Genomic DNA, 15,624 nt, shown 5'->3' with positions numbered 1-15,624 from the left:
TCTCGCATCGAGTGGTGGTGTGGGAGGTGGCACGGGGTACAGGTGACCTGTGCCCACGCTCTCACGGTCAGTGCCCGCACGAGCCGGATCCCAAGAGGGCGATGGCCCACGGAGCAACCACTCCGCGTGCCGGTGTGCCGGCGGGGCCGACGCCCCGCGGTCACTCCGGGTGTCCGGTCGCGCGACGGTGCGGAATTGCTCCGGCACCCGCACCGTCACCCTGCGCGCGCCGCGCGACCTGCGGTGCCACCGGGGGTGAACCGGCACCGACACGAAGGTGAATTCTGGGCGACGCATCGCCTGCCGCGGGGTCGGCCGCGCGGTTCACCTGGCCACCCTCCGGCCGGGCGCGGATCGCGCGGCGTATCCCCAAGGGACACCCGGCCGGCAGCCGCCCGCCCGCGTCCGGCCTCCGGAGTGAACCAGCGCGGACGCCACGGTGAACTCTGGGCGACGGGTGCTCGGGCAGCGCCTCGCAACCCTGGGGAAGTGTCCGACCCGGCGCATAACCTGGAGTCATGAACGTGGATGCGGCCGTCGCCGCAGTGGCTGCGATCGCCGGGCTCTGCACCGGCGTCTTCGCCATGCTGGCGTTCCGCTGGAGCGAACGCGACCAGGCCAAACCCACCCGTACCTCCCTGCACACGGACGCCGTGCTGCCGCCCGGGGTCGACACCGTGCTGTCGGTGCTCCGCTCCTCCGCTGTGGTGCTGGACGAGGCCGACGCCGTCGTCAAGGCCAGCTCCGCCGCGTACGCCCTCGGGCTGGTCCGCGGCGGCAAGCTCGCCGTCGAGCCGATGATGCAGATGGCCCGGGACACCCGGCGGGACGGCGAGATACGCCAGGTCGAGCTGGATCTGCCGCGCCGCGGCACCGGCCGCGGCGAGGCGCTCGCGGTCTCCGCCAGAGTCGCCCCGCTCGGCTCCCGGCTCGTCCTGCTGCTGGTCGAGGACCTCACGGAGGCCCGGCGCATAGAGGCGGTCCGCCGCGACTTCGTGGCCAACGTCAGCCATGAGCTCAAGACGCCCGTCGGCGCGCTCTCGCTGCTCTCCGAGGCCGTGATGGACGCCAGCGACGACCCCGAGGCCGTCGAGCGCTTCGCCGGCCGGATGCAGAACGAGGCCACCCGCCTGACCAACCTCGTCCAGGAGCTCATCGACCTCTCCCGGGTACAGAACGACGACCCGCTGGAGGACGCCGAGCCGGTCCGGGTCGACGAGCTGGTCGCCGAGGCGATCGACCGCTGCCGCCAGCAGGCCGGCGCGAAGCAGATCACCATGGCCACGTCGATCGGAGGGCCCGACGGGTCCGCCGCCCGGATCGGCGGCGGGCGACGCGAGGGCGGCACCGCCGACCTGAGCATCTGGGGAAACCGCGGCCAGCTCGCGGCGGCCCTGGGCAACCTCGTCGAGAACGCCGTCAACTACTCCCCGTCGCGCACCCGCGTCGGGATCGCCGGGCGGCGGGTCTCCGCCCCCGGCGGCGACCTGATCGAGATCGCGGTGACCGACCAGGGCATCGGGATATCCGAAAAGGACCGGGACCGCATCTTCGAGCGGTTCTACCGCGTGGACCCGGCGCGCTCGCGCGCCACCGGCGGGACCGGCCTCGGTCTCGCCATCGTCAAGCATGTGGCCGCCTCGCACGGCGGGGAGGTCACGGTGTGGAGCGCTGAGGGACAAGGCTCCACCTTCACCCTGCGTCTCCCGGAAGCCGGGGCCGTACGCGACCGCGAACGGCCCGCCGACCTCTCCGCGGAGGGCCTCGACGACGAGGACCGCCCGTACGAGACCTTCAACGATCCACTCCCTGCACACCCAGCCCCGGAGGTCCTTCCGTGACCCGAGTGCTCGTCGTCGAGGACGAGGAATCGTTCAGCGACGCACTGTCTTACATGCTCCGCAAGGAGGGCTTCGAGGTCGCCATCGCGGCTACGGGCCCTGACGGCCTGGACGAATTCGAGCGCAACGGCGCCGACCTCGTCCTGCTCGACCTGATGCTGCCGGGCCTGCCCGGCACCGAGGTCTGCCGCCAGTTGCGCGGCCGCTCCAACGTCCCGGTCATCATGGTGACCGCCAAGGACAGCGAGATCGACAAGGTCGTCGGCCTGGAGATAGGAGCCGACGACTACGTCACCAAGCCCTTCTCCTCCCGCGAACTCGTCGCCCGCATCCGCGCCGTGCTGCGCCGCCGCGGCGAGCCGGAGGAGGTCACCCCGCAGGCCCTGGAGGCCGGCCCGGTCCGGATGGACGTGGACCGCCATGTCGTCACGGTCTCCGGCGGCAAGGTCGATCTGCCCCTGAAGGAGTTCGACCTCCTGGAGATGCTGCTGCGCAACGCCGGCCGGGTGCTGACCCGCATGCAGCTCATCGACCGGGTCTGGGGTGCCGACTACGTGGGCGACACCAAGACCCTGGACGTGCACGTCAAGCGGCTGCGCGCCAAGATCGAGCCCGACCCGGGCGCGCCGCGCTACCTCGTCACGGTCCGCGGCCTGGGGTACAAGTTCGAGCCGTAAACGCCGCCTGAGCAGCTCAGCGGCCGCCGCCCGGGCCAAGCCGCAGTACGCGTCAGGGGCGCCCCTCCGAGCCGGAGAGGCGCCCCTGACGCGTTGCTGCGACGGGCCGGCGTCAGTGACCGCCGGGCGTCATCAGGGCTTCGCGGAACGGGAGGGGCTGGCCGAACCGGACGGCTTGCCCGACGCCGAGGGCTTGCCGGAGCCCGACGGGGACGCCGAACCGGACGGCTGCGGCAGCTGGGAGGGCCCGTAGCCCGCGAAGTAGCTCGTCGCCGGGACGACATAGGCGTTGATCCCGACCTTGCCGGCCGCGCTGAAGGCGAACGTCAGCGGCTGGGCGTTCCCGTCCTTGACGGCCTCCCGGCCGCTGGCCAGGACGGCCGAGGCGTCGCCCTTGCCGCCGATCACGATGGAGCCGCCGGCGGGCACGGTGACCGCGCCCGAGCGGGAACCGGCCGGCGAGAGCTTGGCCGACTGGCCGGTGCCGTCGACGGAGATCGCGGTCAGCTTCTGGTCCTTGGTGCCGCTGTTGAACACCGTCGCGGAGATCACGGCCGGGCCCTTGGCGTTCACATCGGGCTGGGTGATGACGGACGCGTTCTGGATCTTGATGTCGCCGACGGAGGTCGCGGCGTTGTCCGGCTTGACCTGCAGCGTCTGGGCGTCGTTCCCGGCCCCGCACGCGGACAGCGTGGCGATCGAGAGCGAAAGGACGGTGGCGGCGAGGACGCCGCGTCGAAGGCTGCGGCTCACGGCGGCGGCATCTCCTTGACGAGCTACGGCGGCCGAACTTCGTGCCCGGTCGCGGATGGACGGCTGGGGCGGCACTGCGTACGCGTCATGACGACGGGTGCGTAAGGCCGCCCTAAGGGTGTGTCAGCGCCGCTAGGTTACCGAGCCGTCCTCACGCCGCCGCACCCGACCCGCCCCCAGCGCACTCAGGGCCCGTCACCGCTGCTCGCGCCCGGTTTGAACGGCACGGGGAACGCGCCCGGGAACGGACCGGAGAGCGGCCCACGGAACGGGCCACGGATCGCTCCCCGAGGGAGCTCAGTTCGCCGCACAGTTCGGCGCACAGATCCGGCCGCACAGTTCCGGACGCACCACGAGAACGCGCACCGAGAACGTGGCGGAAATTCGACGAGCGGCCGTTCGGGTGAGGGCAGCCAGGTCCCCCGGTGAAAAGCAGTATTCGCAGAGAATGTGAAGGCCTCGCGGAATTGATCACACTCATCGACCGTCGGCTGTTGATCAATTCGGGAATCGCTCGGGAGAGGTCCGTGAGCGGCCGAACGGAGTAGCGGAACTCGCTCATGCGGATCTGCGCAAATCGGGACGTTCGACCTCTCGAACCCCGCCTTCTCGGTACGTGACGGGCATGTTTCCACTCACCCGTGCAGCCCCTCCGACCTGCGAATACCCGTCTTCCGTGACCCCTCGCAGCACGTTCCGGTTGCTGTTGTCAAGCCCCGAGATATGCCCTGACCTGCGAAAACGCCATTCAGAACGGCCCGTTCCCGTGTTAGCATGGATAGCCACGGAAGGGGTACCTGTCACATGACGTTCAAGGTTGGCGACACCGTGGTCTATCCCCATCACGGGGCCGCGCTGATCGAGGCCATCGAAACTCGCCAGATCAAAGGCGTGGACAAGACCTACTTGGTGCTGAAGGTCGCCCAGGGCGACTTGACTGTTCGTGTGCCAGCGGACAATGCGGAGTTCGTCGGCGTACGCGACGTGGTTGGTCAGGACGGGCTGGACCGGGTCTTCGAGGTGCTTCGCGCACCGTATGCCGAAGAGCCGACGAACTGGTCCCGTCGCTACAAGGCAAATCTTGAGAAGCTCGCTTCCGGCGATGTGATCAAGGTTGCCGAAGTGGTGCGCGACCTGTGGCGGCGTGAGCGTGAGCGTGGGCTTTCCGCCGGTGAGAAGAGGATGCTCGCGAAGGCGCGCCAGATTCTGGTGAGCGAGCTCGCCCTCGCGGAGAACACCAACGAGGACAAGGCCGAGGCCCTGCTCGACGAGGTACTCGCGTCCTGACGACGCTGTGTGTGGGTCAAGCGTGTGGTGGTCAAGCGTGTGTGGATCATGCATGCGCGAGTCACGCTTCCGCCGGCGCAGCGACGACAGCGCCGACATAGCAATGCCGACGTAGTAATGCCGCGGTGCCCGAGTGACGACCGCTTCCCAAGTGGAGTGGTCCGTTGCCGGGCGCTGCGGCATATCTGCTGGCGGATCGGCGATTCGCTGAGATCACCGACGGATCGCCGATTCACTGTGGCGTGCCGGGCCCGGGCGGCTGTCTCGACCGTGTCACGGAAGGGTCCGGTCGAGGCGTCGTGCCCGGCACTACCCCATGCTCTACGAGCGGGGGGCACTCCCAGGCCATACCCACCCCGCCCGAGGAAACAAACCTGTCTGCGTCAATTCCGGGCTCGCCCCGGACTCCGGAGCCATCGATGTCAGATCCCTCCCGCCCGGCCCGCACCGCCGCGGTGATTCCCGCCGCCGGCCGCGGTGTCCGGCTCGGTCCCGGCACTCCCAAGGCGCTGCGCACGCTGGGCGGCACCCCGATGCTGGTGCACGCCGTCCGTGCGATGGCCGCCTCCCGTGCCGTCTCACTCATCGTGGTGGTCGCCCCACCCGACGGCGCCGCCGAGGTCAGCCGCCTCCTGCACGAGCATCCGCTCGCCGAGCGCACCGACCTCGTGGTCGTCGCCGGCGGACAGACCCGCCAGGAGTCCGTACAGCGCGGTCTGGCGGCGCTCCCGGACACCATCGAGGTCGTGCTGGTGCATGACGCCGCGCGGCCGCTGGTGCCGGCCGACACGGTCGACGCGGTGATCGCCGCCGTGCGGGCCGGTGCGCCCGCAGTCGTCCCCGCGCTGCCGCTGGCGGACACCGTCAAGCAGGTCGAGCCGCAGCCGCCGGGCACCCCCGAGCCGGTGGTCGGCACCCCGGAGCGGGCCCTGCTGCGTGCCGTGCAGACCCCGCAGGGCTTCGATCTGGCGACCCTGCGCAAGGCGCACGACACCGTCGTCGAGGGCGAGGGCGCCACGGACGACGCCGGGCTGGTCGAACGGCTCGGATCGCCGGTCGTGGTTGTCCCCGGCCACGAAGAGGCATTCAAGGTGACCCGGCCGCTGGACCTGGTCCTGGCCGAGGCCGTACTCGCCCGCAGGAGGGCCACCGATGGCTATGTCTGAGCAGCGTGCGACCGGCCCCGCCGCCGGGCTTCCCGGGCTGCCGCTCGTGGGCATCGGCACGGACGTGCACGCCTTCGAGCAGGGCCGGGAACTCTGGTGCGCCGGGCTGCTCTGGGACGCCGCGGAGAGCGACGGATACGGCCTGGCCGGCCACAGCGACGGCGATGTGGCCGCACACGCGGCCTGTGACGCGCTGTTCTCGGCGGCCGGCGTCGGTGACCTGGGCGCACACTTCGGCACCGGCCGCCCCGAGTGGTCCGGCGCCTACGGTGTGACGCTGCTGGCCGAGGCCGCGCGGATCGTCCGGTCCGAGGGCTTCACCATCGGCAATGTCGCGGTGCAGGTCATCGGCGTACGCCCCAAGGTCGGCAAGCGGCGGGACGAGGCGCAGAAGGCGCTGTCGGCGGCCGTCGGCGCGCCGGTCTCGGTCTCCGGGACGACCTCGGACGGACTGGGGCTGACCGGCCGCGCCGAGGGCCTGGCCGCGGTCGCCACGGCGATCGTCTTCCGTACGGCCTGACACCAGGGCCGGACACCACGGCCTGAGGCCACGTTCCGGCACGAGGTGCGCCGCGGCGCCCGGCATTCCCCCGTATGGCGCGGGAATTCCGGGCGCCGCACGGGTGTTGGGGGGAGGATCGGAGTGTTCGTGTCCACCGGAACGGCCCGCAGGAAGGACCCCTCGTGACTGCCACCCTGTCCGACGACCTCAAGAAGCTCCTGGACTCCCCGGTCTTCGTGACCGTGGCCACGATCCAGCCCGACGGCAGCCCGCAGCTCTCCCCGGTCTGGGTGAAGCGGGACGGCGACGATCTGCTGTTCTCGACGACCGTCGGCCGCCGCAAGGAGGCCAACATCCGGCGCGACCCCCGCGTCTCGGTCCTCATCCAGCCCTTCGACGCGCCGTACACCTACGCCGAGGTGCGCGGCTCCGCCTCGCTCACCACCGAGGGCGGGCAGCAGCTGATCGACGAGCTGTCGCAGAAGTACACGGGCAAGCCGTACGCCGACTTCAATCCCGCCGCGGCCGACGACGACCCGCGGGTCGTGGTCCGGATCACCCCGCGCAAGGTGGTCGGCAGCATCTGACCGGGCGCCGGACCCGCCATCGGTGCCGGTCATTTACGGCGAATCGGACGGTTGTCGCGGATCCCTTCCCCCGTGGCCCAATGGGTCGCGGGGCACTGCCTCGTTCCGACTACCCTGGTTCCGTGACGATTCGCCTGTACGACACCAGCGCCCGGCAGATTCGCGATTTCACCCCGCTCGTGCCGGGCTGTGTCTCGATCTACCTGTGTGGCGCGACCGTGCAGGCCGCCCCGCACATCGGGCACATCAGGTCGGGACTGAACTTCGACATCATGCGCCGCTGGTTCGCCCACCGCGGCTACGACGTGACGTTCGTGCGCAATGTCACGGACATCGACGACAAGATCATCAAGAAGTCGGCCGAGCAGGGCCGCCCGTGGTGGGCGGTCGGCTACGAGAACGAGGTCGCCTTCAATACGGCCTACGACGCCCTCGGCTGCCTGCGTCCGACCTACGAGCCGCGCGCCACCGGCCACATCCCCGAGATGATCGAGATGATGCGCGGCCTGATCGAGCGCGGCCACGCCTACGCCGCGGACGGCAACGTCTACTTCGACGTGAAGTCGTTCCCGGGGTATCTCCAGCTGTCCAACCAGGAGTTGGACAACCTCCTCCAGCCCTCCGGCGAGGGGGAGACCGGCAAGCGGGACCCGCGCGACTTCGCGATGTGGAAGGCCGCCAAGGAGGGCGAGCCCAGCTGGGAGACCCCCTGGGGCCGCGGCCGCCCCGGCTGGCACCTGGAGTGCTCGGCGATGGCCCACAAGTACCTGGGCGAGGCCTTCGACATCCACGGCGGCGGCATCGACCTGATCTTCCCCCACCACGAGAACGAGATCGCGCAGGCCAAGGCCTTCGGCGACGACTTCGCCGCGTACTGGGCGCACAACGCCTGGGTGACCATGAGCGGCGAGAAGATGTCCAAGTCGCTGGGCAACTCCCTGCTGGTCTCCGAGATGGTCAAGCGCTGGCGCCCGATCGTGCTGCGCTACTACCTGGGCACCCCGCACTACCGCTCGATGATCGAGTACAGCGAGGACGCGCTGCGCGAGGCCGAGTCCGCGTTCGCGCGGATCGAGGGCTTCGTGCAGCGGGTCGTGGAGAAGGCCGGGCCGGTCGAGCCGGCCGCCGAGGTGCCGCCGGCCTTCGCCGAGGCGATGGACGACGACCTGGGCGTCCCGCAGGCGCTGGCGATCGTGCACACCACCGTCCGGCAGGGCAATGCCGCGCTGACCGCCGACGACAAGGAAGCGGCGGTGGCCCGGCTGGCCGAGCTGCGGGCGATGCTCGGCGTGCTCGGCCTGGACCCGCTCGACGAGGCCTGGTCGAGCGACACGGACCGCGGTACGGACCTCCACGGCGTCGTCGACTCCCTGGTCCGCCTCGTCCTCGAACAGCGCCAGGCCGCCCGCTCCCGCAAGGACTACGCCACCGCCGACGCCATCCGCGACCAGCTCCAGCAGGCCGGACTCGCCATCGAGGACACCCCCTCGGGCCCCCGGTGGTCGCTGTCCTGACCCCCGTCCCGCCCGCTGCCGGCCACCCGGATTCGACCGCCCCGGTGGCCGCGGGCGACACTCAATCCATACGTACGTACCCACTCCACGTCGCGAGACGTCGAGAGCAGTGAAGAAACAGGTGACCCATGGCCGGCAACAGCCAGCGCAGGAACCGCCGCACGTCCAACAAGAAGGGCGCGCAGGTCGGCAGCGGCGGCAAGCGGCGCCGGGGCCTGGAGGGCAAGGGCCCGACCCCGCCCGCGTCCGCTCGCAAGGGACACGTCAAGAACCGCGTCGCCAACGCCAAGGCGAAGCAGGCCGCGGCGCGCCGCCCGGCGCCGCGCCGCGGTGGTGCCAAGGGCACCGCCGAGCTGGTCGTCGGCCGTAACCCGGTCTTCGAGGCGCTGCGCGACGGGGTGCCCGCGACCAACCTCTACGTCCAGCAGTTCATCGACACCGACGAGCGGGTGCGCGCCGCACTCCAGCTCGCCTCGGAGCGCGGCGACGTCAACCTCATGGAGGCGCCGCGCCCCGAGCTGGACCGGATGACCAACGGTCTCAACCACCAGGGCCTGGTCCTCCAGGTCCCGCCGTACGACTACGCCCACCCCGAGGACCTGGCCGCGGCCGCCTTCGACGACGGCGACGACCCGCTGATCGTCGCGCTCGACGGCGTCACCGACCCGCGCAACCTCGGTGCGGTCGTCCGCTCCGTGTGCGCCTTCGGCGGCCACGGCGTGGTCGTGCCGGAGCGCCGCGCGGCCGGCATGACGGCCGGCGCGTGGAAGACCTCGGCCGGCACCGCGGCCCGGACGCCGGTCGCCCGCGCCACCAACCTGACCCGGACCCTGGAGTCGTACCAGAAGGCCGGTCTGACAGTCGTCGGTCTGGCCGCCGACGGCGAGCTGGAGCTCCAGGACGTCGAGGCGCTGGACGGCCCGGTCGTCATCGTGGTCGGCAGCGAGGGCAAGGGCCTGTCGCGGCTGGTCGGCGAGACGTGTGACGTACGGGTGCGGATCCCGATGCCGGGCGGCGCCGAGTCGCTGAACGCCGGTGTCGCGGCCGGTGTCGTCCTGTGGGAGGCGGCGCGCCGCCGCGGCTGAGTCCAGGTGCCCCGGGGTGGACGGTGCCGACCCGCGCCACACCCTGGGGCAAGACCTGACCCACCGTAGGTCTTTGCGGAATCCCGTGATCTTTTGACGGGTCTCGGACAGATCGACCCGGTCAAGGCAGTGTCTTAAGCGCGGGTCACTCGGTTAGATGAGCGTGGACACCAGAACACCCCGCACGCCTACGGGGGGACGCTCGCCGGGCTTCGATGACGAGCCGGGCCTGAGCTCGGTCAAGGTGCCGTGCGATCCCGCGCAGGTCATCGTCAACCACGCCAGCTTCCGCGTACAGCTCGCCGCGCCCGCGGCGCGCCACGCCGTGGCCGACTCCGCGCACATCCCCGCCCTCCGCAGCCCGGCCGCCGGTGCCAGACGCCGGGCACCCGTGGTGTGGAGCGGCCGGACCGCACCGGGCGGCACGGCCGGCGCCACCACCCAACTCCTGCACGCGGTGCGCGACTCGGGCATCGGCCTGGACGGCGGCCAGGGCGAGGACATCGGCACGACCCAGGTCCTGCCCCGGATCCGCCTCGGCGACGGCGCCCCCGCCCAGACCGTGATCGGCCAGCGCGGCCCCGCCGAGCCCGACTCCCTGCTGCGCGGCGTACGCCCCGTGGGCGGCGCATACGACAGCGACCACCCTTACCGGAACCCTCCCTACCGCGACCACGGCCGGCTCGACGACGGCTACGACGACGGCTACGACGACGACCGGTTCGAGGCACCGGACGGCTACGACCCCGGCGCCAAGCGGCGCGGCGCCGAGTCCGTACGGCATGCGTACTACCCCGGCCGCCGGATGAACCTCGGCGTCGTCCTCCTCCCGCTGCGGATCTTCCTCGGCCTGATCTCCGTCTACGCCGGCATGGGCAAGCTCTGTGACCCCGTCTACTTCGACGGCGGCGAGCGGGGCTCGATGGTCAAGTGGTTGCAGTCGCTCGACCCCTGGGCGCTGGCCGTGCCGCTGCGGGACTTCGCGGTCTCGCACCCGGTCGGCGCCGGCCTGACCGTCGCCTTCCTCCAGGTCGTCGTCGGCGTCCTGACCATCTGCGGGCTGTGGCAGCGTGTCGCCGCATCGATCGGCACCCTGCTGTCCGCGGCGCTGCTGATGACCGTCAGCTGGCGGACCGTCCCCGCCTACGACGCCCCCGACATCATCTACCTCGCCGCCTGGAGCCCGCTGATCATCGCGGGCGCCCCGGTCTACTCCATGGACAGCCGGCTGGCCGGCGAGGCCTGGCGGCGGCTCGGCCCCCGCGTCGAGGTCGCCGACCTGCGGCGCCGGGTGCTGCGCCGCGGCGCCATGATGACCGCGATGGTGGCCGGACTGACCCTGCTCATCGGCTCGCTGCTCGGCGGGGCCGTGCGGTCCGCGACGGTGGCGACCGTCCCGCGGCCCGGAGAGCCCGCGATCAACAACCTGCCCGGCTCCCCGCTGCCCCGCCCCGACAAGCACACCGCCCGGCCCGGCAAGCGGCACCCCGGCAGCGCCGCGCCGCGCCCCGGCACGCCCTCCGCGGACGCCTCGCGCAAGGCCCACAAGCCCGGCACCCCGTCGGCGTCGGCACCCGGCACCGGCCGGTCCTCCGGCAGCACCAGCGGCCTCTCCCAGCAGCCCGGGGCGACCACCAGCGCACCCCAGCAGAACCCGCCGACCCGCCACGCCCCGGTACCGAGCCGGGTGCCCACCAGCGCGGGCGGCACCGGCGGCGGCACCACCGGCACCGGAAGCTCCGGAAACGGCGGCTCCGGAGGCGACTCCGGCCGCGACGCCCTGGGCGGCCTCCTGGGCTGACCGGTTCCCCCGCCCCTGTCCCCGATCGCCCCGCTCGCTCCGTACGGCCCGTATCCATCGGCCACTACGGGGGGAGGGCGGAGCGGTCGGGGACAGGCATGTCCAAGGCACGTACAAGGCGCACGCACAAGGCACGTACGAGGCACGTGCATGTACGGGGCGCCGGAAGACGGCTGAGGAGGGGGGCGGTCAGAACGTAGCGACGCAGAACGTGGCGAGCACGGGGAGTACGGGAGCGCGGCGACGGACGGGCCCATGCCGGTACGGGACGCAAGGAACGCCCCATGGGAGAACGTCGCCCTCAACGCCCCTGCGCCGCCCTCAACGCCCCTGCGCGCTCAGCTCCTTGGCGGCCTCGATGAGGTCCTTGGCGGTGTCGATGGCACGCCAGTAGGCCCCCTGGGGGAGCGGGAAGCCGGCCAGCCGGCGTTCGCGGGCGAGGCGCGGGAACGTGGTGCGCTCGTGGTCGCCGCGGGTGGGGAGCAGGTCCGTGAAGGCGGCGGAGAAGACGTACACGCCGGCGTTGATCAGATACGGCGAGGGCGGCGACTCGATGAAGTCCAGGATGTGCCCGAACGCGTCGGTCTCCACGGCGCCCCAGGGGATGTGCGGGCGCGCCAGCGCGAGGGTGGCCTCGGCATCGCGTTCGTAGTGGAAGGCGGCCATCTCACGGAGCGGGAAGCGGGTCCAGATGTCGCCGTTGGTGGCGTACCAGGGCTCGTCCGGGCGGGGCAGCGAGCCGGCCGCGTACTTGAGCCCGCCGCCGCGGCCCAGGGGCTCGGTCTCGACAACGGTCGTGACGCGCAGGGGGAGTTGGGCGTCGGCCAGCCAGTCCTGGAGGACGCCGGCGAGGTGCCCGCAGGAGACGACCACGTCCGTGACGCCTTCCTCGGCCAGCCAGTTCAGCTGATGGCCGATGATCGGGGTTCCGGTACCGGGAATCTCGACCATCGGCTTGGGGCGGTCGTCGGTGTACGGGCGGAGACGTGAGCCCTGGCCGCCGGCCAGGACCACGGCCTGCGTGGGGTGAGGATGCTGGGCACCTGTCATGGTGCGCACCCTATGCGGTGCGAGCGGGGGTCACTGGGCGGCGGCGACGCCGGTGGCGAAGGAGGTGTCGCAGACCGGGCGGGAGAAGGCCTGGGCGCGGTGTGCGGCGCCGTACTTGGCGACCGCGGCACGGCCGAGGTCACGGGCGATCGAAGCGCAGTGCTTGGCCAGCGAGGGGCGCTTGGTGGTCGCCTCCTGGAGGTGGGTCAGGGCGGTACCCGGATCCTTCTCCTGGAGCTCGACCAGGAGGCGCTTGCGCAGGGCCTCCTCGGGGGTGCTGTGCGCGGCCTTGGTGGCGGCGCTTCCGGTGGAGGCGGTCAGCACCTGTGAGTCGGTGGCCGTCGATGCCCAGGGGACGCGGGTGACCGCGAGGGTCCCGGACAGCACGAGGACGACGGGAAGGACCAGGGCGAGAGTTCTGCCGATGCGGCGGGCTGCGGAGTTCACGGTCGCGATGGTAGCGAGGAGTGATGATTTGGCGACATTTGGTCACCGTATCGAGGGATGCAATGGCCCGTCGGTGCAGTACTGATGTTGACGCGCTGGTAGGAAAAGCCCGGTTATGTCCCTGTAGTGGCAATGCCGCGCAGCCGGGCAGCACAGCGGCGGCGGTACCGAGTACTACCCCGGACCGCCGCCGCTCTCACTCCATGCCTGTCCCGATGTCAGTCGGTGAGGCGCTCCCCGGACGACGTCGAGAAGACGTGCGTCTCGCCCGGCCGCGGCACGACGTGCAGCCGGGTGCCCTTGTCCGGGACCTGCCGGCCGTGGACCCGTACGACCAGGTCCTTGACCTCGCCGCCGACCTCCGCGGTGCCGTACACATAGCCGTCGGCGCCGAGCTCCTCGACGACATTGACGGTGATGGCCAGACCGGCCGGTGCGTCCGCGCTCTCCTTGGACAGCGACTGCGCGGCGGCGCCGTTCTGCTCGACGATGTCGAAGTGCTCGGGGCGCACGCCCACCGTCACCGTCCGGTCACCCTTGTCGGCGGCCGCGGCCAGCGCCTCGCGGTTGACCGGCACCACGCTGTTGCCGAACTTCACGCCGCCGTCGGTGATCGGCACCTCCACCAGGTTCATGGCGGGCGACCCGATGAACCCCGCCACGAACAGGTTCGCCGGCCGGTCGTACATGTTCCGCGGCGAATCGATCTGCTGCAGCAGACCGTCCTTGAGCACAGCGACCCGGTCGCCCATCGTCATGGCCTCGACCTGGTCGTGCGTGACGTACACCGTGGTGATGCCGAGCCGGCGCTGGAGCCCCGCGATCTGCGTACGCGTCTGCACCCGCAGCTTGGCGTCCAGGTTGGACAGCGGCTCGTCCATCAGGAAGACCTGCGGCTCACGGACGATCGCCCGGCCCATCGCGACGCGCTGCCGCTGACCGCCGGACAGCGCCTTGGGCTTGCGCCCCAGGTACTCGGTCAGGTCCAGGATCTTGGCCGCGTCCTCGACCTTCTGCCGGATCTCGGCCTTCGGCACACCGGCGATCTTGAGCGCAAAGCCCATGTTGTCCGCGACCGTCATATGCGGGTAGAGCGCATAGTTCTGGAACACCATGGCGATGTCCCGGTCCTTGGGCGGAAGGTGGGTGACATCGCGGTCCCCGATGCGGATGGCGCCTCCGTCGACGTCCTCCAGCCCCGCGAGCATGCGCAGGGAGGTGGACTTGCCGCATCCGGAGGGGCCGACCAGGACCAGAAATTCGCCGTCCTCGATGGCGATGTCCAGTTTGTCGACGGCGGGCTTGTCGGAACCCGGGTAGATGCGGGTTGCCTGGTCATACGTGACCGTAGCCATGGTGAAAAGTCCCTTCACCGGCAGGAACGTGCCGGACGATCCGAGTAAAAGGAGTGGTGTAGTCCACTTATATGGACTCTCCGTGACGTTACCCGGGCCCGGCCCCGGTGTCAGTAGCCCGGCAGTCACGAATTGGGGACGGGCATCCGGCGAGCCTGGGTACACTGCTTCACGCACGCCTCCTTAGCTCAGCTGGCCAGAGCACCGCTCTTGTAAAGCGAAGGTCGTCGGTTCGAATCCGACAGGGGGCTCTGAGCGCGAACAGGGAGGAAGCCCCGGGCCGGTGGTGGCCTGGGGCTTCTGGCGTTCATGGGGGAGTGGTCACTCGCGGCCCGTGCCTGTCCCGGTCAGCTGGGATCAGTCGCGGTCGAGCTGGCGGTATCGCGTCCGGTCCAGGTGGTTGGGTGCTTTGCGGTGGGTGTCCGTGGCCGGGCTTCGCCGGGCCCTTACGTGTGGTCGGGTCTTTTCGATGCGGCCAGCCATGTGTCTCCCTCGCGCGCGGCGGCATAGATGCACTCGATGTCGGGCGGGGTGAGGACGGGGGAGAGCCCGGACAGTTCGCGGGCCGCGTGGGTGCCGTCGATCAGGCGTACCGAGGGCGCCGCGGCCCGGACGGTCACCGTAGCGGCGCCGACCACGGCCAGTACGGGGTGGACTGCCACCGGGAAGCCGCAGGTGTGGGTCAGTAGCCGTGCTGCTCTCCGCGCCTCGAAGAGGCTGTTCCGGACGTATGGGGTCGACTGGCCGTTGACCATGGCGGCGTGATCGCCGAGCCAGATCCTGCTGCCTCTGTGGTGCTTGGTGTTGATGGTGAAGACACCGGGTGGGCCGATGGCCACGTGGTCGATGTCGGCGCCGCTTGGTAGCTCCACCGAGTGCAGGATGTACCAGCCGTCCCGCCGTAGTCGGTTCAGACTCTTGCCCGCGATGCGCTCGCCCTGGAGACCGGTCTGCCACGGGCGTAATTCGGCGTCCAGCCTGAACCACCGCCTGAGCGTGCGCAGGAGAGGGCTCGGTTCGACCTCTTCGATCCGGCGCCGTAGCGAGGCTCCCGGCTCGTTCGTGGCCAGGTCTTGGCTCGATGACGGAGGGGCGGCCGCGGGCGGAGCGGGGAGGCTTTGCGGGTCCGCCACGGGTGTGGCTTCCGGCTCGGATGTCAGGAACGGTGCCAGGGCTGACAAGGCTTCGTCGCGATAGCTCTCGTCCAGGATGTTGATCTTCCCTGTTCTGCAGTCGTACCAGGCCACTGCAGCCGAATCCGCTACGCGGTTCACGTACACGCGATCGTGTCCGTAGCGGCGCCACCGTTCCGTGCGTAAGTCCCCCATACGGCCCCCAACTGATGGTTCAACTCACCTTCAGGGGAGCACAGTTGGTTGCGACCAGCAAGGTGGTGTTGTGAGGGGGAGCCTTCTCTGCGGTTCATGTTCAGGGCTTGCTGGGCTCGCCAGCCGGCGAAGGCGGGCAGGAGGGCAGGTGGCAGGGGCAGGTCGGGAGCACGTCACGTGTAGCCGCCGGGGCGTGGGGGACGTCCGGTAGGGGGCTTGGCGGCTCGGGCG

The 15,624-nt window shown here is 70.9% G+C and carries 14 protein-coding genes and 1 tRNA gene; 10 read left to right on the top strand and 5 right to left on the bottom strand.

What is annotated here, in order from left to right; translation table 11 throughout:
• Positions 1 to 518 precede the first annotated feature (518 nt).
• Both EST54_RS08230 and EST54_RS08225 read left to right on the top strand, forming a co-directional pair.
• A complete protein-coding gene (locus EST54_RS08230) occupies positions 519 to 1,841 on the top strand; it encodes a sensor histidine kinase (RefSeq protein WP_129246549.1) in 1,323 nt (440 codons plus the stop codon).
• Positions 1,838 to 2,518 carry a response regulator transcription factor gene (locus tag EST54_RS08225; protein WP_006603892.1) on the top strand — a complete coding sequence of 227 codons (681 nt, stop codon included), beginning with the start codon at positions 1,838 to 1,840 and terminating at the stop codon, positions 2,516 to 2,518. The genes EST54_RS08230 and EST54_RS08225 overlap by 4 nt, the downstream gene beginning before the upstream one ends.
• A gap of 132 nt (positions 2,519 to 2,650) precedes the next feature.
• Here EST54_RS08225 and EST54_RS08220 read toward each other — a convergent pair whose 3' ends face one another.
• A complete protein-coding gene (locus tag EST54_RS08220; protein WP_129246546.1) occupies positions 2,651 to 3,271 on the bottom strand; it encodes a copper chaperone PCu(A)C in 621 nt (206 codons plus the stop codon).
• A gap of 804 nt (positions 3,272 to 4,075) precedes the next feature.
• Here EST54_RS08220 and EST54_RS08210 point away from each other — a divergent pair.
• From EST54_RS08210 to EST54_RS08180, 7 genes are all read left to right on the top strand, one after another.
• Positions 4,076 to 4,558: a CarD family transcriptional regulator gene (locus EST54_RS08210; protein ID WP_003953493.1), complete on the top strand. Its 483-nt coding sequence runs from the start codon at positions 4,076 to 4,078 to the stop codon at positions 4,556 to 4,558.
• 419 nt (positions 4,559 to 4,977) lie between these two features.
• Positions 4,978 to 5,724, top strand: a complete 747-nt coding sequence (gene ispD, locus EST54_RS08205) for a 2-C-methyl-D-erythritol 4-phosphate cytidylyltransferase (RefSeq protein WP_129246544.1) — start codon at positions 4,978 to 4,980, stop codon at positions 5,722 to 5,724.
• Positions 5,717 to 6,244 carry a 2-C-methyl-D-erythritol 2,4-cyclodiphosphate synthase gene (gene ispF / locus EST54_RS08200; RefSeq protein ID WP_129246694.1) on the top strand — a complete coding sequence of 176 codons (528 nt, stop codon included), beginning with the start codon at positions 5,717 to 5,719 and terminating at the stop codon, positions 6,242 to 6,244. Before ispD ends, ispF begins: the two co-directional genes overlap by 8 nt.
• 164 nt (positions 6,245 to 6,408) lie before the next feature.
• On the top strand, positions 6,409 to 6,813 hold the full coding sequence (locus EST54_RS08195) for a PPOX class F420-dependent oxidoreductase (protein WP_129246542.1): 405 nt from the start codon (positions 6,409 to 6,411) through the stop codon (positions 6,811 to 6,813).
• Between the two features lie 122 nt (positions 6,814 to 6,935).
• Positions 6,936 to 8,327: a cysteine--tRNA ligase gene (gene cysS, locus EST54_RS08190; RefSeq protein WP_129246540.1), complete on the top strand. Its 1,392-nt coding sequence runs from the start codon at positions 6,936 to 6,938 to the stop codon at positions 8,325 to 8,327.
• A 128-nt stretch (positions 8,328 to 8,455) separates the two neighbouring features.
• Positions 8,456 to 9,412: a 23S rRNA (guanosine(2251)-2'-O)-methyltransferase RlmB gene (gene rlmB, locus EST54_RS08185; RefSeq protein WP_129246538.1), complete on the top strand. Its 957-nt coding sequence runs from the start codon at positions 8,456 to 8,458 to the stop codon at positions 9,410 to 9,412.
• Between the two features lie 157 nt (positions 9,413 to 9,569).
• The gene (locus EST54_RS08180) at positions 9,570 to 11,213 is read left to right on the top strand and encodes a DoxX family protein (protein WP_239013129.1); all 1,644 of its coding nucleotides are present in this window, start codon (positions 9,570 to 9,572) and stop codon (positions 11,211 to 11,213) included.
• A 321-nt stretch (positions 11,214 to 11,534) separates the two neighbouring features.
• On the opposite strand, the gene EST54_RS08175 is transcribed toward EST54_RS08180, so the two are convergent.
• The 3 genes from EST54_RS08175 to EST54_RS08165 form a co-directional block, all read right to left on the bottom strand.
• Positions 11,535 to 12,263 (bottom strand): nucleotidyltransferase family protein, encoded by a 729-nt coding sequence (locus tag EST54_RS08175; RefSeq protein ID WP_129246536.1) that lies wholly within the window; start codon positions 12,261 to 12,263, stop codon positions 11,535 to 11,537.
• Positions 12,264 to 12,293: 30 nt separating this feature from the next.
• The gene (locus EST54_RS08170) at positions 12,294 to 12,710 is read right to left on the bottom strand and encodes a hypothetical protein (protein WP_129246534.1); all 417 of its coding nucleotides are present in this window, start codon (positions 12,708 to 12,710) and stop codon (positions 12,294 to 12,296) included.
• 218 nt (positions 12,711 to 12,928) lie between these two features.
• Positions 12,929 to 14,065 carry an ABC transporter ATP-binding protein gene (locus EST54_RS08165; protein WP_129246532.1) on the bottom strand — a complete coding sequence of 379 codons (1,137 nt, stop codon included), beginning with the start codon at positions 14,063 to 14,065 and terminating at the stop codon, positions 12,929 to 12,931.
• A gap of 177 nt (positions 14,066 to 14,242) precedes the next feature.
• Between EST54_RS08165 and EST54_RS08160 the strand changes: the two genes are divergently transcribed.
• A tRNA-Thr gene (locus EST54_RS08160) sits at positions 14,243 to 14,316 on the top strand.
• 195 nt (positions 14,317 to 14,511) lie between these two features.
• Here EST54_RS08160 and EST54_RS08155 read toward each other — a convergent pair.
• Positions 14,512 to 15,339, bottom strand: coding sequence for a nuclease-related domain-containing protein (locus EST54_RS08155; RefSeq protein WP_161989264.1), 828 nt, complete (start codon positions 15,337 to 15,339; stop codon positions 14,512 to 14,514).
• Positions 15,340 to 15,624 lie beyond the last annotated feature (285 nt).

Origin of the sequence: Streptomyces sioyaensis (genome assembly GCF_004122735.1) — a bacterium.
In the GTDB taxonomy this organism is placed as follows: domain Bacteria; phylum Actinomycetota; class Actinomycetes; order Streptomycetales; family Streptomycetaceae; genus Streptomyces; species Streptomyces sioyaensis.
This window is presented reverse-complemented; position numbering and strand designations above follow the sequence as displayed.

What these genes read in the sequence shown, in the direction of transcription:
- EST54_RS08230 (WP_129246549.1), top strand. Translation starts at nt 519, where the DNA reads ATGAACGTGGATGCGGCCGTCGCCGCAGTGGCTGCGATCGCCGGGCTC.
- EST54_RS08210 (WP_003953493.1), top strand. Translation starts at nt 4,076, where the DNA reads ATGACGTTCAAGGTTGGCGACACCGTGGTCTATCCCCATCACGGGGCC.
- ispD (WP_129246544.1), top strand. Translation starts at nt 4,978, where the DNA reads ATGTCAGATCCCTCCCGCCCGGCCCGCACCGCCGCGGTGATTCCCGCC.
- ispF (WP_129246694.1), top strand. Translation starts at nt 5,717, where the DNA reads ATGTCTGAGCAGCGTGCGACCGGCCCCGCCGCCGGGCTTCCCGGGCTG.
- rlmB (WP_129246538.1), top strand. Translation starts at nt 8,456, where the DNA reads ATGGCCGGCAACAGCCAGCGCAGGAACCGCCGCACGTCCAACAAGAAG.
- EST54_RS08180 (WP_239013129.1), top strand. Translation starts at nt 9,570, where the DNA reads ATGAGCGTGGACACCAGAACACCCCGCACGCCTACGGGGGGACGCTCG.
- EST54_RS08175 (WP_129246536.1), bottom strand. Translation starts at nt 12,263, where the DNA reads ATGACAGGTGCCCAGCATCCTCACCCCACGCAGGCCGTGGTCCTGGCC.
- EST54_RS08165 (WP_129246532.1), bottom strand. Translation starts at nt 14,065, where the DNA reads ATGGCTACGGTCACGTATGACCAGGCAACCCGCATCTACCCGGGTTCC.